The sequence below is a fragment of the Paenibacillus sp. P32E genome (assembly GCF_001909085.1).
Taxonomy (GTDB): domain Bacteria; phylum Bacillota; class Bacilli; order Paenibacillales; family Paenibacillaceae; genus Paenibacillus_AQ; species Paenibacillus_AQ helianthi.
Genome location: NZ_LVYY01000001.1, coordinates 43,155 through 61,920, shown reverse-complemented (window position 1 = coordinate 61,920; position 18,766 = coordinate 43,155). Strand labels below are relative to the sequence as shown.

Annotated in this window: 13 protein-coding genes; 4 read left to right on the top strand and 9 right to left on the bottom strand. The window is 49.7% G+C overall.

Translation table 11 applies throughout. The features are described from left to right. Window positions 1-2 precede the first annotated feature (2 nt). From A3848_RS00235 to A3848_RS00220, 4 genes are all read right to left on the bottom strand, one after another. Window positions 3-2,024: a beta-galactosidase gene (locus A3848_RS00235; protein WP_256702105.1), complete on the bottom strand. Its 2,022-nt coding sequence runs from the start codon at window positions 2,022-2,024 to the stop codon at window positions 3-5. Between the two features lie 132 nt (window positions 2,025-2,156). Continuing rightward, window positions 2,157-3,464: an ABC transporter substrate-binding protein gene (locus A3848_RS00230; protein WP_074082841.1), complete on the bottom strand. Its 1,308-nt coding sequence runs from the start codon at window positions 3,462-3,464 to the stop codon at window positions 2,157-2,159. A 55-nt stretch (window positions 3,465-3,519) separates the two neighbouring features. Next, on the bottom strand, window positions 3,520-4,353 hold the full coding sequence (locus tag A3848_RS00225; RefSeq protein WP_074082838.1) for a carbohydrate ABC transporter permease: 834 nt from the start codon (window positions 4,351-4,353) through the stop codon (window positions 3,520-3,522). Next, on the bottom strand, window positions 4,353-5,234 hold the full coding sequence (locus A3848_RS00220; protein ID WP_074082835.1) for a carbohydrate ABC transporter permease: 882 nt from the start codon (window positions 5,232-5,234) through the stop codon (window positions 4,353-4,355). The genes A3848_RS00225 and A3848_RS00220 overlap by 1 nt, the downstream gene beginning before the upstream one ends. A gap of 133 nt (window positions 5,235-5,367) precedes the next feature. Between A3848_RS00220 and A3848_RS00215 the strand changes: the two genes are divergently transcribed. From A3848_RS00215 to A3848_RS32750, 3 genes are all read left to right on the top strand, one after another. Further along, entirely contained in the window at window positions 5,368-7,200 is a 1,833-nt protein-coding gene (locus A3848_RS00215; RefSeq protein ID WP_074082833.1) for a sensor histidine kinase, read from the top strand. Then, window positions 7,197-8,825 carry a response regulator gene (locus A3848_RS00210; protein WP_074082831.1) on the top strand — a complete coding sequence of 543 codons (1,629 nt, stop codon included), beginning with the start codon at window positions 7,197-7,199 and terminating at the stop codon, window positions 8,823-8,825. Before A3848_RS00215 ends, A3848_RS00210 begins: the two co-directional genes overlap by 4 nt. 92 nt (window positions 8,826-8,917) lie before the next feature. Beyond that, the gene (locus A3848_RS32750; RefSeq protein WP_218619217.1) at window positions 8,918-9,013 is read left to right on the top strand and encodes a YjcZ family sporulation protein; all 96 of its coding nucleotides are present in this window, start codon (window positions 8,918-8,920) and stop codon (window positions 9,011-9,013) included. Window positions 9,014-9,463: 450 nt separating this feature from the next. On the opposite strand, the gene A3848_RS00200 is transcribed toward A3848_RS32750, so the two are convergent. Beyond that, window positions 9,464-10,648 (bottom strand): SGNH/GDSL hydrolase family protein, encoded by a 1,185-nt coding sequence (locus tag A3848_RS00200; protein ID WP_074082830.1) that lies wholly within the window; start codon window positions 10,646-10,648, stop codon window positions 9,464-9,466. A gap of 227 nt (window positions 10,649-10,875) precedes the next feature. Continuing rightward, on the bottom strand, window positions 10,876-13,197 hold the full coding sequence (yicI, locus tag A3848_RS00195; RefSeq protein WP_074082828.1) for an alpha-xylosidase: 2,322 nt from the start codon (window positions 13,195-13,197) through the stop codon (window positions 10,876-10,878). 126 nt (window positions 13,198-13,323) lie between these two features. On the opposite strand from yicI, the gene A3848_RS00190 reads away from it, so the two are divergent. After that, window positions 13,324-14,241 (top strand): AraC family transcriptional regulator, encoded by a 918-nt coding sequence (locus tag A3848_RS00190; protein ID WP_074082827.1) that lies wholly within the window; start codon window positions 13,324-13,326, stop codon window positions 14,239-14,241. 299 nt (window positions 14,242-14,540) lie between these two features. Here the strand turns inward: A3848_RS00190 and A3848_RS00185 are convergent, their stop codons facing one another. The 3 genes from A3848_RS00185 to A3848_RS00175 all read right to left on the bottom strand — a co-directional run bounded on the left by A3848_RS00185 (window position 14,541) and on the right by A3848_RS00175 (window position 18,486). Then, entirely contained in the window at window positions 14,541-16,661 is a 2,121-nt protein-coding gene (locus A3848_RS00185; protein ID WP_074082825.1) for a class I SAM-dependent methyltransferase, read from the bottom strand. 237 nt (window positions 16,662-16,898) lie between these two features. Further along, window positions 16,899-17,429, bottom strand: coding sequence for a DUF6661 family protein (locus tag A3848_RS00180; RefSeq protein ID WP_074082822.1), 531 nt, complete (start codon window positions 17,427-17,429; stop codon window positions 16,899-16,901). Beyond that, window positions 17,416-18,486, bottom strand: coding sequence for an AAA family ATPase (locus A3848_RS00175; RefSeq protein ID WP_074082820.1), 1,071 nt, complete (start codon window positions 18,484-18,486; stop codon window positions 17,416-17,418). The genes A3848_RS00180 and A3848_RS00175 overlap by 14 nt, the downstream gene beginning before the upstream one ends. Window positions 18,487-18,766: the final 280 nt, after the last annotated feature.

Here is an 18,766-nt window from a genome sequence, read left to right as displayed (position 1 = left end):
GATCAGCTTTCTGTCATCAGAATCTCTACGGCGTACGGCCCAAGCTCAACCGGTCCACTCAGCCTGGCACCGGTAAGAGCGCTGCGGTAATGCTTGTCCAGTCCCACGGTCTGTGCCGTACGGGTGAGATTCAGCAGGAACAGCAGGTCTCCTGCCTCTCCGGTACGCGTAAATGCCTGCACACCGTCCGGCAATCCCGGAAACAGGACCAGCTCTGCATCCAGGGCGATATCATGGAGAAGCTTCAGCCAGTAGTCCTCACCGGCATGAGTCCCGATATAATACACCCTGCCCGATCCGAAGCGGTTCACAGTAACCGCAGGAGCTCCGGCGAAGAAATCGTCTCCATACCAAGCGATGGGCTCAGCCCCCTCCGGCCGCAGAATGTCGCACCACTGACTGCATTCATACAGCACACTCTCACGATCGACAAGCAAATGATTTTCGCTTCCGACCGGGTCGTATTCCTCCACCGAAACGCCCGCCGCACGCGAGAAGAATCCCGGCAGCGGCTGCATCACGCAGATGTTGTTCATATTCTTCACGCCGCTGCGGTTCGTGAGAATCACCGTTCCCCCGGCTTCGGCACAGGCCTCCAGTGACTGCGAAGCTTCTTCGTCGTGCAGGTACAGACTGGGGGCAATCACCAGCCTGTACCCCTCAAGCGGCTGACGCCAGTCGATAACATCACAGCTGATGCCAAGCCTGGTCAGCGCACGGTGGTACAGCTTGATGTTCTCATAATAATCCATTCCTTCGGCCTGAGGCTGGATGCGCAACGCCGCCTGCTGCTCATGCGAATACAGGATGGCAGCCCTGCTGACGACCTCAGTCCCCTCCAGCAGCGACGCCAAACCGTTCACCTCCCCGCACAGCTGTGCGAATTCGGCGAACCTCCGCCCGGGCACATTGCTGTGGTCGATCAGCCCATGCCAGAATTGCTCCGCTCCGGCAGCCGCACTGCGCCAGCGGAAATGCACAACCGTGTCGGCTCCGCGCGCAATTGCCTGCCAGGCATAAGCCCGGATGAGTCCCGGGTACGGCGTCCGCCACATCGGGAACCAGCACCCCGGAGGGCCGCTAAGCTGCTCCATGATCCAGAAATTCCGGCGTTTGATGCCCCGGGTCAGATCCAGGGAAAGCGCGCCGCTATAAGGCGCAGTCGCCTGCTTCTGCGGTGACGGGTTCGGATAATAATCGAAGGCGGCCACGTCGAGATCCTCAGCCAACCCATGCATGTTGAGCCGCTGCGGATAGCTGTGGAAATTATGCGTAATGAAATGCTCCGGGCAGACCCGGCGCAGAATTTCTACCTGGGAACGCTGGAAGGCAATGCATGATTCCCACTGGAACCGCTGATAGTCCAGCAGAAGTGAAGGATTCTGGTGCGGTGAGCCACCGTAAGGCACTGTAACCTCAAACCAGTCGCTGTATTCCCCGCTCCAGACCACGGTTCCCCATTCCTGGTTCAGATGCTGGAGCGTGCCGTATTTTGCCCGCACCCAGTCCCGGAAGTCCTTATTGCAGCGGTCGCAGCAGCAGTCCAGCATGCTGAATTCATTATCGGTCTGCCAGCCGATCACGGCCGGATGACTGCTGTAGTGTCCAGCCAGGCGTTCAATAATGCGGCTTCCGAATTTGCGCAGGGAGACACTGTTGTAGCAGCGGTGCCCGCGCACGCCTTCGTGATAAATCCGCCCGTCCGCAAAGACCGGCAGCACATCCGGGTAAGTCCGCGTCACCCAGCGCGGCGGTGTTGCTGTAGGCGTCCCGATCACAACCTGGAGGCCATATTTATGAAACAGGTCTATCGCCCTATCCAGCCAGCCGAACTCGAAATCCCCTTCGCTCGGCTCCAGACGGCTCCAGGCAAACTCTGCCACCCGCACCAGTCTGACGCCGCTCTCCTTCATTAACTTCACATCCGGCTCCCACATGGATTCATCCCAATGCTCCGGATAATAATCAACACCGACTTGAACGTTTGTATAGCCTTCCCCGGCCATTCCTCCACTCCCTTTCATCCTCTTATTTTAAATCAAATAAAGACGCCCCGCCTCACATCAATGATGAGATAGACGGAGCGCCTTTCGCAAATCCACTTTATCCAACTGCTTATTTGGTCCGTGTCCGGACTCTCTGTTTACTTGATCCGCTTATTTCTTCAGCTTGTCCCAAGCAGCCTGCATGCCTTTTTCCCAGCCGGCTTCGTCGGTTTTACCGGCGATCAGCTCTTGGATGACGCTGGCGAATTCTTGAGTTACACCATCAGGGAATTTTGAAGCCTGCAAACCGTATACTTTACCTTCTTTAACATATTTCCATACATCAGAACCAAGCAGACCGATATCTTCAGGTGTTGCTGGAATGGTGGACAGAGCAGGGATGAACTTCCATTTTTTTGTAATATATTCTTTACCCATGTCAGAAGTTACGAGCCAGTTCAGGAAGGTTTTAGCTTCTTCCTTCGATCCGGAATCCTTGTTTACAACCAAGTTGGACGGTACGCCTACAGACAACTTATCGTTCATCGCAGCATCGTCGTTGATTGGCATAGGGAACATACCGATGTTCATGTTAGGCGTGATGTTGTCCACCAGAGTCTGTGCCCAGTTGCCTTCCTGCATCATAGCTGTTTCGCCATTGGCGAACATAGCCAGGTGAGTATTAGCATCTGTTGTCAACGGATTTTTTTGTCCGTATTTTACAGTCAGGTTAAGCAGGTTGCTCCAATCCTTGAATTTCTCGTTGCCCACGATTGTGGAAGTTCCGGCATTCAGGCCCTTGATGAAATCATCCACATTATTCTGCTGTGCAAAAGCTACGCTAATCCCCTGGATACCCAGCAGCCACCATTCCTGATAGGCGTTGCCGAAAGGAATAACATTGATCGCCTGCAGCTTCTTAGCGTCTTGTTCCAACTCAGAAATGGTCTTTGGAGTTTCAGTGATGCCCGCTTTTGCAAACAGGTCTTTATTGTATACATAACCGATACCTTCAAGGTTCATTGGCATACCATAGGTTTTGCCGTCTTTGGTCATTGGCTCTGCAGCCAAAGGAATCAGATCCTTCACCCAAGGCTGATCGGACAGATCTTCCAATTTGTCAGCCCACAGTGCCATTTCAGCGTAACCGCCGTTCGAGAAAATATCAGGAGCATCGCCGGAAGCAAATTTAGTCTTCAGGGCTGCCGCATAGTCTGCACCGCCGCCGACCGTTTGGATGTCCAGCTTGATGTTAGGATGTTCTTTCTCGAATTCAACCTTCAGCTCGTTCAGGCCTTCCACGATTTCAGTCTTGAACTGAAAAATTTTAACCGTTTTCACTTCGCCGGATTTGTTGCCAGCGCTTCCATTAGATGCAGTATTGGATGCGGCATTATTTGAATTCCCGCCACAAGCCGCGAGCACTACTGTCATTAGCATTACAGATGACATCAACAGTGCAGAACGTTTCTTAATCATTTTATTTCCCCCTCGTATAATTTAACTGATTCCTATGTGGAACGGGGGCCCGGTGTTAACCTTTCACCGAGCCGGCCGCTATTCCCTCAACAATGTACCGCTGCATGAACAGATAGAAGATCACAATTGGAGCAACCCCGATTGTCAGTGCCGGGAGCGCCATATCCCATTGCTTCGTGTATTGCCCGAAGAACGAGAAGGTAGCCAGCGGAATGGTCCGCAGTTCAGGTGCCTGAAGAATCAGCGACGGAAGCAGATAGTCATTCCAGATTCCCAGAGCATTCAGCACGATAATGGTCATCAGCATCGGCTTCAGCAGAGGAAGCACAATCCGGAAGAATGCCGAGATCGGATTACAGCCGTCGACCGTTGCCGCCTCTTCAATTTCAAGAGGTACGGACTTGATGAATCCGTGGAACAGGAAGATCGCCATCGGAATACTGAGGCCCAGGTTGGAAATAATGAGGCCCAGAAAGGAGTTATTCACTCCTAATACATTAACGACCTTTAGGATCGGAATCATAATGGTCTGGAACGGAACGACCATCGCCGCTACGAACAGCAGCAGCAATACCCGGTTAAACCGGTTATTGGCGCGAACCATACGGTAAGCAGCCATTGCACTGAACAAAGAGATCAGAACCACACTGATGATGGTGACAATCAGCGAGTTGCGGAAGGCTTCAGAGAAGCGGGCCAACTTCCATGCGCTTGAGTAGTTCGACCACATGAAGTGCTGCGGCCAGCTTGCAGCATCGCTCAGAATCTCCCCGAAGGATTTCACCGAGTTCGCCAGCAAGAAATAGAACGGAGAGAGGAATAGAAGCGCCAAAAGAATCATGATTACTTCAATTCCGATATTCCATCTGCTTTTGGACTTTGCATTCATTAAGCTTCTACCTCCTTGCTCTTCGTCACACGAACCTGAATGACAGTGATAATCGCTACAATCAGGAAGAAGAGCAGCGCTTTGGCCGTACCCAGACCGTAACGGTTGTTAAGGAAGGCTTCATTGTAGATGTTCATGGCCACAGACTCGGTCGATTTGAACGGTCCGCCTTTGGTCAGCGACAAGTTCAGGTCGAACATTTTGAAGGACCAGGAAATGGCCAGGAACAAGCCGATGGTAACCGCAGGCATAATCAACGGTACGATAATGTTGCGAAGCACCTGCATCCGGGAGGCGCCGTCAATCTCAGCCGCTTCCAGCACTTCTTTGGATACATTACTGAGTGAAGCGATGTAGATTACCATCAGATAACCGGAAGACTGCCAGATAAACACTAAGACAATCGCCCAGAAGCCCGTGGTTGCATCACCGAGCCATGGAAGGTTAAAGAAGGACCAGCCGGTGACATCGCCCATCGTGGCGAAACCCTTGATAAAGATAAATTGCCATATAAACCCGAGCAACAATCCCCCGATCACATTCGGCATGAAGAAAATGGTACGGAGCATATTGCGTGTTTTTAATGGTTTAGTCAGCAGATAGGCCAGGAAAAAGCCCACTACATTGGTCAAAACAACTCCCAGCACAGTAAATCTTACGGTAAACCAGAAGGATGACCAGAAATCCGGATCATTTGTAAATATCGCTTTAAAGTTATCAATGCCAACCCAGCTTACGTTTCCGGATACGCCGTTCCAGTCCGTGAAGGAATAATACATTCCCATCAGAAATGGAATAATCGTAATCAGGGTAAAAAACAATAATGCCGGACCCACAAAAAAAGCCTGTTGACCAAATTGGGACAACTTCGAACCGCGCATTCACCCGTCCCCCTTTCTTTTACTCACTCACTTGTTTATGATCTAAACATATTATCTATTTTTTGAAGAACCTCTCACACCTACTCAGGTGATCTTTAAGGTGTAAAATATTGATCGGATGTGACAAGAATCGATGAAATGGAACAGTATCCGCACTAAATTGATTGTATTTTTACTCCTTCCAACCCTAATCTGTATCATGGCTACGATGTTTATCAGCTATTCTTACACGACGAAGTCTCTCAGAACCCGCGCGGTGGATGAGAATAAAAACCTGCTATACCAGGGCTACAAAAATATCAGCACCCTGATCCAGGAGGTAAACCGGCTGTCCCTGACGGTCTACTCGGACTCCGACTTCTACAGGCAGCTTGAAGCGGGCTACGATGATATGACGGCCAATATCCGGATTTACTCTTCGCTGAACTATATTTTGACTTCTATTCCTGACATCTTTCAGGTCTATCTATATCGTGTCAAGGATAGCAAAGCCACGCTCGTAGCCCACAACGCCACACCCATGCGCCGGCAAGGGATTCCGCTCTATGATAAATCCCGGATCACGGATTCATCCCCCCTATCCATTCAGAGTACACATATAAGCAACAGCTACGGGCTGAATTCAGTGATTCCGCAGTTGACTCCGGAACCGGTCTTCACCCTGCATAGAAGGATTGAGAGGGTCCCTTCCACCGATGCGCTCGGCTATCTCTCTATTGATGTGAAGCTGACAGCGTTTACGGACATCATGGACCAGTTGTATGAACGCGATAAAGAAAACATCTATCTGGTGGATGACAGCGGCACGCTCGTATACAGTCATGATGAAGCAACCATGGGTAAACCGCTGCATGCCTCCTGGTATGACAAGCAAATCGCGGCAAACGGGCAGTCTCAGGGTTATTTTGAAGAGGACGGAGCCGTGTTTATCTATCAGAAGATTGAGAGCCCGGGACTGAACTGGACGCTGGTGAAGCAGATTCCGGTCTCTTACCTGTACCGTGAAGCGAACGAAGCCGTCAGAATCAACATCATGCTGCTGGTACTGCTGATGATTATGATTATTGCACTGACGATTCTCATCTCCTTCCGGATTACGGCCCCCATTAAGCAGTTGACAAGGTACATGAATCAGGTGCAGACGGGTAATCTGGAGATCGATATCAGGCCAACCGGAAAGGATGAGATTGGTCTCGTCACCGAACGCTTCCGCAGCATGATGGATACGATCAACAACCTGATTCTGCGCGAATACCGGCTGGAACTATCGAACAAAACCAATGAGCTGAGGGCACTGCAGGCGCAGATTAATCCTCACTTCCTGAACAATACGCTGCAGATTATCGGTACTCTTGCTTTGGAGCTTAAGGTGCCGCAAATCTATGCCCTGCTCTCCGCGCTCGCCAAGATGATGCGCTACAGCATGTACAATGATGAGAAAATTGTTACAGTTCAAAACGAGCTGGATCATGTCAAAGCCTATTTGGAGCTGCAGAAGGAACGTTTTGAAAATAAGTTCACTTTCCGCTACGATATGGAAGAATCGCTCCTGAATGCGCTGATGCCCAAAATGATCCTCCAGCCCATCGTGGAGAATTACTTCAAGCATGGCTTCAATCTTGCCCGTACCGACGGGCTGATCGAACTCACAGCGGCCCGGCTTGCCTCCGGGAAGATGGAAATCATCATCCAAAACAACGGCAGCTCCATTCCTGGAGCGAGGCTGGAAGCTCTGCAGCAGGAGCTTGAGCATCCCAGCCGGCTGGATATTAACTCCCTGAAGGACGTGGACAGCAAAGACAGCACACGGGATGCCCCGGGTGCCCGGATCGGACTGCCCAACGTGTTGGCCCGGCTAAGGCTGGTCTGTGGGGACAGTGCTGTGCTGATGGTGGATAATCATAAGGCAGGCGGAGTGATTGTCAGATTGGAAATTGAAATTGTTGTGGAGAGTGAAGGGATATGAAGGCGCTGATTGTTGACGATGAGGCCAGAGTGCGCAAGGCGGTCAGACTTCTGGTCGACTGGGACGCGCATCAGATCAGGGAAATTCTGGAGGCCGGGAACGGTAACGAAGCCATTCAACTGATCCGCAAGGAAAAGCCGGCACTTGTCATCATGGATATGATGATGGAGTCGGGTAACGGGATCGAGCTGATGACCTGGGTGAATGAATTTGCCGGGAGCACCAAGTTTATAGTGGTCAGCGGCCATAATGATTTTGACTTTGTCCGCCAAACCGTCCGGCACGGCGGGATTGACTATATTCTCAAACCTATTGAGCCGGAAATGATCAATAACGCTGTATCCAAAGCGGTAGCCGCCTGGCGGACCGAAGAGGAAGAGCGGAGCCACCGGCAGAAACAAAGCATAAGGCTGAATGAAATCAAACCCATCTACGGGGAGAAGCTGCTGTCAGCGCTGATTGATGATCCGCTGAATGCGGAAGTCACGCTGCGCAGGCTTTTGGATGAGGGAGTGGTCCCGCATCATGCCAGCGTCTCACGGCTGGTTCTGGTGCAGACCGATCCCGGTAACAATCCGCTGATCAAACGGTTCGGCGGAGACAGCGAACTGATGTATTATGCCATCGTCAATATCTGCAATGAATTTCTGCAGCAGAGCAAAGGGATTGCGTTCCGCTATTGGGGCGGACCGCCTGAAATCGCAATGATCCTGTGGGATGTTCAGGAATCGGTTGTCGAGCTGGTCAACCGGATCAACCAGGGAATATACCTGACACTGCAGTTCCGGATGCACTTTGGCATCAGCTCAGTAGGAAGCCTGCCTGGAGGCCTGCCCGCCGAACGCGCAGAAGCCGCCGAAGCACTACTCCGGCGGAATCTGTTAAGACATGAAGATTACTGCCATTTCTCCTCGCCCGCTGTTCCTTTGGATACCGGAAACGGGGCGCCGATGCTCTTTGCAGACGTACAGGAAGAATGGAGAATGGCCGTGATCAGCGGCAGTCCAGAAGTGCTGTCAGCCGCAGCAGAGCATTGGACCCACGAGCTCAGCCGCCGGGGTGTGGTTACCCCGGAGATGCTGAATTCCTGGAAGGCCGACGCCCTGCTCTTCCGTTCCCGGCTGGTGCGGGAAGTCCTGGGCGGACAGGCCGATCGTGCACTGGCAGAGCTGGAGCGGGCGGATACCCTCAATCCGGCTCCACTGCCGAGCGGCTATTCCTTTTCTCTGTTCGCCTGGCGCGACTGGTCCTTCGCCATGCTGCAGCAGCTCTCGCAGGAGCTTGCCGCCAGAGCAGTGAAGGAACGTAACCCGATGACGGATATTGTAAAATATATTGAGCAGAACTACCCCTCCGACCTGTCACTGCAGGAGGTAGCCGGTAAATTCTACGTTAGCCGCGAATACATTTCACGCAAATTCAAGCAGGAGTATGGCATCAATTTCTCTGACTTCATCGGAAATGTCAGAATTGACAAAGCCAAGCTTCTGCTGCAGAACCCCAACCTGAAGCTGTCGCAAATCTCGGAAATGGTCGGTTTTCATGATGTCAAATACTTCAGCAAGGTGTTCAAAAAACAGGTGGGCCTCACTCCCAAGGATTACCGGATGCAGAATACCCCCTGATATATTTTTCAATCGGGTTAATCGTCCATACAGAGATTGAGGAAGGTGCATATCATGGGTCTGTAAGATGAAAACGCGGAGGAGGTTATACAATGAGCGGTTGCGGAAATATTGGAGGCCTTGTTACTTCCACTACTACAATCTTGGTGCTGTATATTCTGCTGGTGATTATTCTTAGAACATTTTAATCAGTCATAGACCCAAAAAAAGAGAGCCTACAAACATGTAGGTTCTCTTTCATGTGTCAAGTATATAACAGAGTAATCACAAGCAATTCATACAGCACAAGGGTTAATATCATTTCATCACTGCTGCTTCCGAAAAAAGCCCGTTGTCCTCCATGATGCTGTACCTTTAAATAAACCAACCCTCTATCACAGCCCACAATTCTCCCGGTGAACACTTGACCGTCTAATGTTTGTACTCGGACAAACTGATTGGCATGTTGTCTGCATATGCCATGTAAGTGATCTCTAACGGATTTCAGGTTTTGGACATAATGATTGTCAGCTTGATACAACACTTTTTGCTGTGATCCCATTTGGATACCCATAGTAAGCACTACCTTCCTGTAAAAGTAATACATAGTATGCCTAGCGTGCTTTGGGTGTTCTTTTTTCGGAAATCCTTCTAGAGCCTTACTTACTAACTGTTCCTTCATACCATGCCAGAAAAGCATCCGCCACCGCTTTGCCGGCCGTGCCGTTCGGATGCGGGTCGTCACTATTGCTCATGTACTCCGCGCGGACTCTATGGTCCGCCGGAGCCGGCATAGACAGTACGGCCGCGATATCAAATATACGGCTGACTCCCGCAGGCGGTGCGGTAAGAATCTGTGCATTTACACTGCGCCAGGCTTCCTCACGCTCGCCCTCAAAATTAAATGGCGGCACAGTGCTTAGAATAATCTCCACTTCCGGATTGGCCTCTCTCAACAAGGAAATGATGTGCGTCAGATCTTCAACCAATTCCCCAGCCGAGCGCTTGCCGATATCGAGATCATTCACGCCCAGCACAATAAGTACTTCATCTCCCTGCTTGGCCTTATTCAGCCAAGAGCCGTTCGTGGCCACATCGTAAGCTCTGCCCCAGCCGGACCCGAGATTCCACAGCCCATACCCGGTTCCAAGCCCTTCCGCTATCCGCGCAGCCCAGTAGGAATATTCGTCCTTAGCCGTCCGCACACCCTGTGTGATGGAATCACCCAGGAATATGAGTCTTTTGGACACTTTTTTCTTGTAGCCGATGTAGCTTGGCAATACCAGAAGATTGTCCGATACACGGAAGGAAGCATTCGATTCCTGTCCGGCGAGATTCCCCGGGGCATCGTAGGCAGAGACCAGGATGCCCTCTACGTTGTAAGGGAAGGTTTTGCCCGGTGCAGCCGTTCTAATCGTCCATGTAAAAGCAAGATAGTGGCCCTCCGGCAGTGTAAGCGAAGCCTCATCACTCCAGAAAGTCTCCCCCGGGGCCACCTGCTTCGCCGCTGCTCCCGAGAAAGTTACAGGCACCTCAGTGCCTGCCGCGACAGTACCATCCGGCGCAAGCCCTCCGTCGGCAATATAAGCCGCCTCAATGCTCCATTCGCCTCCCGGCTCGCTGCCTCTCGCTTCAAGCCCCATATCCCAGGTTGAATCCACCGCGTTGCTGTGCCAGAATTTCAGGGTCAGGCTTCCATTCTCACGCAACCGGATATACGTCCGGTAAGTATGCGTGAATGGCTCCTGCGAGTTCATGATATAATTGGCGGCCGTGGACAGCGCCGTGGCTGAGGCGTACTCAGACTGGCTGAATACTCCGCCTTGATTCTCTTGACTGTGCATAGTGAAGTAGCTCCTTCGTTCATACAAATCTGTAAACATTCACAGTATACGGACATTACCGGCATAAAACTAATACGAATCAGCCAATATATAACACAATTCTGATCCTGGGACACCTCCGGCAGATCCCCTCGCAGCAAAAACCTCTCTGACTCCATGGAAGCCTTCGCAGCCATGCCGTACAGAGAGGTTGTGTGTCATTCTGCTATTGTGCAGAATCCTTATTCTTATTTCAGCGTGATGGTGAACGATACGGATTTGGCTCCGGCGTTCACTTTCACTGTTGTATCGTCCGCTTGCTCTGCTCCGTCTACGGAAGCGATAGCGCCCAGGTCTTTCACAGCCAGCGTGAATGCCTTGCCGCTTCCTTCTGCCGTAACGGTAACCGTGCTGCCCTTACGTTCAGCCTTCACGGTCAGCTCAGGTGCACCATTCATATCACGAACGGTTGCAGTCGTTGCTGTTCCGTCTTCCAGTGCATACAGGCCGAATTTCACGCCATCGGCAAAATCATAATCCGGGCGGGTATCTACACTGCCTGTAGCCAGCAGTGAGTTCTGACGGACAAACAGCGGCAGGCTGAAGAAATCATGTTTTTCCTTGCGCCATGATCCGCCTTGAGCCGTTTCACCGCTAAGCAGGTGTGTCCAGCGTCCAGCCGGCAGATAGTATTTCACTTCGCCGTTTTCCTGGAAGATTGGAGCCACCAGCAGCTTATCGCCGAGCATATATTGACGGTCAAGCACTTCACAGGTTGGATCTTCCGGGAACTCCATCACCATCGCACGCATCGAAGCCCAGCCCTGCTCATGTGCCTGTCCGGCGATATCATACAGGTAAGGCATCAGGCTGCATTTGAGCTTGGTGAAGAAGCGGGTAACATCCACGGCTTCGTCATCGTACGCCCAAGGCACGCGGTACGAGGTGCTGCCGTGCAGACGGCTATGGCTGGAGAGCAGGCCGAAGGCCAGCCAGCGTTTGAACACATGCGCCGGAGCCGTATTTTCGAATCCGCCAATATCATGACTCCAGAAACCGAAGCCGGACAAGCCCAGGGACAAACCGCCGCGAAGGCTCTCTGCCATCGACTCATAATCCGCGTAGCAGTCGCCGCCCCAGTGAACCGGGAACTGCTGTCCGCCGGCCGTTGCCGAACGGGCAAATACAGCAGCTTCATGTTTGCCAAGCTTCTCTTCCAGTACTTCAAAGACCACTTTGTTGTACATTTGAGTGTAATAGTTATGCATTTTCTGCGGGTCAGAGCCGTCGAAGTACACCACATCGGTAGGAATGCGTTCGCCGAAGTCAGTCTTGAAGCTGTCTACACCCATATCCACCAGGCCACGCAGGTAGCCGGCATACCATTCACAAGCTGCAGGGTTCGTAAAGTCTACAAGTCCCATGCCCGCTTGCCACAGGTCTGTCTGATACACGTCGCCGTTTGCTTTTTTGATCAGATAGCCGTTTTTCTTGCCTTCTTCAAACAGCGGTGAACGCTGTCCAATATAGGAGTTGATCCATACGCAGATTTTCAGGCCTTTGTCCTTCAGGCGTTTCAGCATGCCGACAGGGTCCGGGAATACGCGCGGGTCCCACTGGAAATCTGTCCATTGGTATTCACGCATCCAGAAGCAGTCAAAGTGGAAAACATGCAGCGGCAGATCGCGTTCAGCCATACCTTCAACGAAGGAATTAACGGTCGCTTCATCGTAGTCGGTTGTGAACGAAGTGGTCAGCCACAGGCCAAAAGTCCATGCTGGTGGAAGCGCTGGCTTGCCAGTTAGCGAGGTATATTTGGTGATAACTTCTTTAATGGAAGGCCCTTCGATGATGAAGTATTCCAGGCTTTCGCCGGCTACACTGAACTGGGCTTTTTTCACCTTTTCCGAAGCGATTTCATACGAAACCAGCTCAGGGTGGTTAACAAATACGCCATAGCCTTTGCTTGTTACATAGAAAGGAATGTTTTTATAGGCCTGCTCGGAGCTGGTGCCGCCATCCTTGTTCCAGAGGTCAACCACCTGTCCATTTTTGACAAAAGAGGTAAAGCGCTCGCCCAGACCGTAGACGAATTCGCCTACGCCGATATCCAGCTCTTCACGCATGAACGTGTTGCCGTCCTGATCCGTAATATAGGCCATCGATTTGTAACCGCTGCCGGTAATGCGCTCGTCGCCCCGGAAGAAGTCTACGGACCATTGAGTCCCTTTGTTAATTACAACACGAAGTCCGCCGCTGATCAGCACAGTCTGTGCTTCGGTTTCTTCGATTTGTACGTGATCGCCGGTTCCCTTCGTCAATTCAAAAGCTGGACCGCGGTCCAATACGCCATCATTGTGAATGATTTTGATGCCTACCACGCCTGGAAGCGGAGAATGGAATTTCACAGTCAAGAGTGTGGAGTTCAGGGTTGCTGAGCGTCCTGTAATCGGAGTTGTCTGCGTAACAGCAGTCAAACCTTCAGCCGTTTTTTCTACTACATAGTTCTGAACTGCACCATTGATATTGATTCCGTCACGAACCAGCCAGAGGCCGTCTGTAAATTTCATGTGGTACTTGCCACCCTTCAATTTGGTGTTTATAGTTGCATTATAACGATAATAATTAGACAAAACTAATATAATATAGCTTATTTATAACATTATTCTGATGTTTCATCGAAAAGGAGGCCCATAATGGACCGCACCTCGCAGCGTCTGCTCAAAGAAGACCGTGTTCATGGGGATGTAATGTTTCCACTTGCCGCCTATTGGATCGAGCTTCCTGCCGGAACCCCTGTCTTGGATACGCACTGGCATGAGGAAGCCGAGTTCTTCCTGCTGCTGGAGGGAGAGATTATGTTCCAGGTCGATACCGATTATTTTCCGCTCCGTCCAGGTGAAGCTGTATTCATTGAATCCGGTGATGTCCATGCGGCATATGCGCTGAAAGATATCCCCTGCCGCTTCTGCGCACTGGTCTTCCACCCCGATCTGCTGGCCAGCGCTCAATATGATACCATTCAGCAGACGGTGATTCTGCCGCTTCTGGAGAAACGTCAGAGTTTCCCCCGCCATATTACACCCGCTGTCCCCTGGCAGCAGGAGCTGTTGCGCCACCTGGAGCGCATGATGGAGGCATATGATCATAAAATGCCCGGATTCGAGTCCTTTATGAAAGGAACTTTGCTGATCATGCTCTCCCAGATCGCCATAGAGGGCCGTTCGGTGAACCACAGCCAGTCAGAGAGCGCCGATACCACCAAGATCAACCGGCTTAAAAAGGTTATTCTCTATATTCAGGACAACTACCAGGAACCGATCCGCACCCGCGATCTTTCGGAGCTGATCCCAATGAGTGAAGGCCAATTCTGCCGTTTCTTCAAGGCCATGACCCGTAAAACACCGGTCGATTATATCAACTCCTACCGCATCCGCCAGGCCGCAGACCTGCTGCAGCAGACGGAACGCAAAATCTCCGACATCGCCCTGGAGGTTGGCTTCGACAACGTCAGCTATTTCATCAAAGTGTTCCGCAAGAGCATGAAATGCTCCCCTTCGGAATTCCGCAAAGGACAGGGGCAAGTCTCCGCGCAGGGGCAGCTGTATCCTTAAGTGTGGGAGCCCCTAAGTGGAAGAAGTAGAACTAATTCTGCCGAATTTGCTCTGTTATGAGAATTTAGTGGAAAAAGTAAACCTAATTTCGCAATAACATTCCTTTCAGGCTGCCACTAGCCGAATTAAGTATACTAATTCCAATATAAGTCTCGCCTAGTGTAATCCAGGCACCAGGAAGTGGAGAAAAAATCTCACGAATCCGGTGCCCAACTATTACTCGTCGACCGAAGTGGCAACCCTAATCTTTGTACAAAACTAAATTGTCCCGTCTCTCTTGCGGAAAGGCAGCTGGAAATCTACCCTTCCTTCCGAATCACAATAAAACACGTGCTGTCCGGCAGCGGCACCCCATGGCCTTCCTCATCCATAAAGACCACACGGTCCTTCAGCGCATCTGTATAGCCCTCCTGCAAATAGTGGCGGAAAACCTCAAGCTTCGCCCGTTCCCCCAGGGTCTGCTGAATAAAGGCCTTATACTGCGAAGGAGTGAAATAACCGAACTGCTCCTGGACCTCATGGATATAAGCTTCTTCTCCCCAGGTATAGGTGTACAGAAACTCCATGGCATCGTTCACCGGCATCAGCACCTCTTGCTCATCTACGTGCTCAACTTGAATGTCCCGTCCGGCAAAATCCTTGGCATACCGCTCCAGTGCCTCCATCCCGTCAGCCTCCAGAAAACGCACCCGGCGCCGCTGATTCACCGGCTCGCTCATAATGCCGTCGCGGATAATAATCACGCCGCCGTCTGCCAACACCTCAAAGCTACTCACCAGTGCCGCAGCCACGGTCTCATGATTGAACTTCCGCCCATTAAACGGCACATAGGAATACAGCTCATGCAGAATGGAGGAGAAAATAACAGTATCCACCGTACCCGGCTCCACAAAGTCCTTAAGATTCAGCGCATCGCCCTGCAGCACTTCCCAGCGCCGGCCCTCCCGCTGCTTCTTCTGGCGCAGCGCTTCTACAACATTACTGGAGATATCAATGCCCACCGGTATCACGCCAGGCATCCGCTCTTCTATCAGATCCAGCAGCACCCCGCCGCCAGGGCCTATGTCCAGCACCTTCCGGCCGTTGACATACTCCAGAATGACCGCTTTATAGTCTGCCGTCTCATTCATTTGGCTTAAATACGTATCCTCGTTATGGAACCGGTCAAAGGCATCACGGCGCAGCTCAAACAAATCGAACAGCATGAGCACAGCCCGTTCATACAGTGCTGACTTCTCCGCTTCGGTGCAGAACTCAATCAGCTTCTCCGCTGCCGGCGAGAACTCGAAATGGAAGAACAGCGTGTCCGGCAAATACTCCTCCCGCCGCAGCCGGTGAACCAGATGCGGATTGCCCGGAGAGGCAGAACCGTTCAGAATATCCTCCCAGGCCAGCCCGGATAAATACTTTTCAATGATCCGTTTCTTGTATACATTAATCTTCTTGGCGCCTTTGTAGTCATAATAAATGCTGTTCATAACCGCCTCGTAGCTGATATGGTTCAGACCGGTCAGCTTGCTGCCGCAGGCAGTGAGAGCCACAACCTTGAGAAACTGCTCCAGCGAAAAGGTCTGCAGTGCTGATTCCACATACCAGAATGTAATTGGCTGCATCGGCTCCAGAACATCGGGGTTGAAGCCCTCCTGCACCAGGCTGCTCCACTCGGTATCATAATCCTCGCCGGCTGCAATTGCCCCCGCACGCATTCTCCGCATACGCTCCTTCATTGGTACCCCAGCATGCAACAGATCCCCGGACGAAATCACGGCGATCAGCTCCATCACCTCGGTCCGCACCTCCTGCCACAGCTCCGGAGATACCGCGGAAATAATGCAGTGATTCAGTGCGAACAGCAGGCGCTCCAGCTCATCGGCGGTCAGCAGTCCTTCCTCTACCATCGACGCCAGCGGACGGTTGACGGATGGCGGCACCTCGCCGCGAATCTGCTGCCCGATGAGGCCATGTGTTTCAATCAGCCGATGCACAATCTCTTGCTTCGCTGCTTCGGTACCCCCCGCCTCCATCCCACGAACAGTCTGCAGACCATATTCCTCCGCCCCAACTGCCCTCAAATATAGCTGAGCAGAGCCGATATTGTGCACAAAAATATTAATCCCTTCCGCCTGCCACAGCTGGCGCTGGCGCAATGTCCCGCCCTTTGCCGTCTCTGACCAGGCCAATGTCTCTTCGGCCAACTCCTTGATCCAATACGACAACGCCAGACTATCCAGCAGACGCAGGCTCCGCTCCACGTAATCCAGCACCGGGTTGATGTATTCCAGTTCATGCAGGGAGTCTACGCGTTCCAGGTTGACAATCGTTTCTTCCGCTTGAACGATATATTCCAGCCAGGGGAAGCCTCCGCCGTACAACTGTCCGGTTTCCCGGTATTCTTCAATGGCTCGCAGGGATTTCAGCATGCTAATTCCTCCTAAGTATGTATAAGTCAAATATTTTTCGAGAATGTCTATACAAACCGTGTGGGGATGTAAGGAGCGGCATTGCTGCATTAATTGTAACGGGTTAATGCGAAATTTGAAAAGAGTTCAGCCATTAACCACTGGTTGAACTCTTGACACAAAAGAGAAAAACAATATATTCGATTAGAGACATAAAGCATAAATAGAAGCAGGTTTATTGCAGAGAGACGATTGCAGCTAATCGTTTGCTAATCTATTAATTGAATAAATATGACCTTTTGTTAATCGAATATTTTCTACAATAACCTTCGTAGTCAGCCATTTCATACGATTTTTCATTTCATCTGTTATCGCCCTGAATACGGCAGTTTCATTATGGAATTTACCCTCTAGAAATAAAATAACTTTAATGTCTACCGTTCTTGATTTTAGGCGGTTAAAGTAAGGAGAAAGAACTTCATTACTATTTTTATACGCACCAACCAGACATGCAATTGAATCACGTACTTTTCTCGATACCTCAAGTGCTAAGCTTTGTTCTGAATTTGCAATAAGTCTGTTCTTATTTTCAATTTCATATCCGCTAAAATTTTTAACTTCAATGAAATATACAGTTTTATCATCGAATACTATAAAGTCCACGCCTTTAGAACCTTGGAGAGTAATAAAGTGATTCACATAAAAATTTGTTTCATCGAATTTAACTGGAAAAAGACCCTCTTTAAATTGAAAACTAAGATTACTCTCTTCTAATTTAAGTATGGTCATAGAATAGTTCCTGCTCCCTATTATATAAATCCATAAATTCTTGCTGTATTGGATTGTGCAATAAATCTGAAATGAGTTTTTGCGATTCAAAATTAATGTTGCCTTCCTCTGGATACAAGGTAATAAATCGAATATCAAGATTATTCTCGTTATTATATTGGGCAAACAGAGAAAGTTCCTGTTGAAGAAAATAGCTGTGCGTTGTAATGAATATCTGAACACCCATTTGAGCAAGTGCTACTAACATTTCTTTGAGAGCAGGAATCATTTTGGGGTTAATATTCGACTCCGGCTCATCCCAAAAAAGAATAGTATTTTCGTCCAACGTTTCATTGGAAATAAGCTGTAATAAAGTGGAAATCTTGCGATATCCCTCAGCTAGAAGACCCATTTCAATGTTACCTAATCCTTTAGTCTTTAAATAGAACTTTTGACTTTCTAGTGTAACCTTCCCGTCAATTATCTTTTCCAAGGTTTTAATTAATTTTTTTTGGTTAGAATTTAAAGGGCCTTTTCTCGTAGGAAGTAACAAGAGCTTGCTAAGATCGTAATAGGTTTCTTCAAACGCAATATGATAATTTTCGTATAACGCAGAGAAGTTTTCAGTAGATGAGATAATTTCTTTAGCTGGTATGTAGACAAAGCGAGGCCAATTCTCTATAGGTTGGTAACCTTCAAGTTTAATGTTTTTGACGGCTAAATTTGAAAAGGATAACTTTATATCATGATCTTTATCAAAGGTAATTTTGCATATAGCTGTTCCTCTTCCTCTATTTCTTTTTACCAGTCTACCAATCTTTCTTTCATCTGGTCGAAAGACACCAAGGAATTTAGAAGTGATCATTTCACTAATTCGCTCAACTGAGATAGGATCAAGCAAATCATTAACTTCGTTTATTGTTTTTCCATAGCTGTATAGTGCCTTCATAATGTTGGTCTTGCCCACACTAGTTTCTCCACTTATTATATTAATATGCCTAGCAAAGGGAATAGTGATATCTGAAAACAACGTAAAATCGGTAAATTCAATTTCTGTAATACTTCGATTATCTGGCATATCAAGCCCCCCATTAAATTAATTGTATACCTCTAGTGTTTCCAACATTAATTGTTATTAAGCAAGACATGTAGATGAATTCTGTTATATTATAAACCAAAAAATGAGAGTTTGCATTCATTCAGGGCGTTAGTTATGTGCTATTTCAACACGGATAGAGCTAACAATTGCCCTTTATGGTATCACCTACAAACTTAATACTATCCAAAAAAACAGCGGCAATCCGGGACTGATTCTCTCGTCCATGGCTGCCGCTGTTTTTATGATTAGAGATTTAGAG

What these genes read in the sequence shown, in the direction of transcription:
- A3848_RS00235 (WP_256702105.1), bottom strand. Translation starts at nt 2,024, where the DNA reads ATGAAAGGGAGTGGAGGAATGGCCGGGGAAGGCTATACAAACGTTCAA.
- A3848_RS00230 (WP_074082841.1), bottom strand. Translation starts at nt 3,464, where the DNA reads ATGATTAAGAAACGTTCTGCACTGTTGATGTCATCTGTAATGCTAATG.
- A3848_RS00225 (WP_074082838.1), bottom strand. Translation starts at nt 4,353, where the DNA reads ATGAATGCAAAGTCCAAAAGCAGATGGAATATCGGAATTGAAGTAATC.
- A3848_RS00220 (WP_074082835.1), bottom strand. Translation starts at nt 5,234, where the DNA reads ATGCGCGGTTCGAAGTTGTCCCAATTTGGTCAACAGGCTTTTTTTGTG.
- A3848_RS00215 (WP_074082833.1), top strand. Translation starts at nt 5,368, where the DNA reads ATGAAATGGAACAGTATCCGCACTAAATTGATTGTATTTTTACTCCTT.
- A3848_RS00210 (WP_074082831.1), top strand. Translation starts at nt 7,197, where the DNA reads ATGAAGGCGCTGATTGTTGACGATGAGGCCAGAGTGCGCAAGGCGGTC.
- A3848_RS32750 (WP_218619217.1), top strand. Translation starts at nt 8,918, where the DNA reads ATGAGCGGTTGCGGAAATATTGGAGGCCTTGTTACTTCCACTACTACA.
- A3848_RS00200 (WP_074082830.1), bottom strand. Translation starts at nt 10,648, where the DNA reads ATGCACAGTCAAGAGAATCAAGGCGGAGTATTCAGCCAGTCTGAGTAC.
- yicI (WP_074082828.1), bottom strand. Translation starts at nt 13,197, where the DNA reads ATGAAATTTACAGACGGCCTCTGGCTGGTTCGTGACGGAATCAATATC.
- A3848_RS00190 (WP_074082827.1), top strand. Translation starts at nt 13,324, where the DNA reads ATGGACCGCACCTCGCAGCGTCTGCTCAAAGAAGACCGTGTTCATGGG.
- A3848_RS00185 (WP_074082825.1), bottom strand. Translation starts at nt 16,661, where the DNA reads ATGCTGAAATCCCTGCGAGCCATTGAAGAATACCGGGAAACCGGACAG.
- A3848_RS00180 (WP_074082822.1), bottom strand. Translation starts at nt 17,429, where the DNA reads ATGACCATACTTAAATTAGAAGAGAGTAATCTTAGTTTTCAATTTAAA.
- A3848_RS00175 (WP_074082820.1), bottom strand. Translation starts at nt 18,486, where the DNA reads ATGCCAGATAATCGAAGTATTACAGAAATTGAATTTACCGATTTTACG.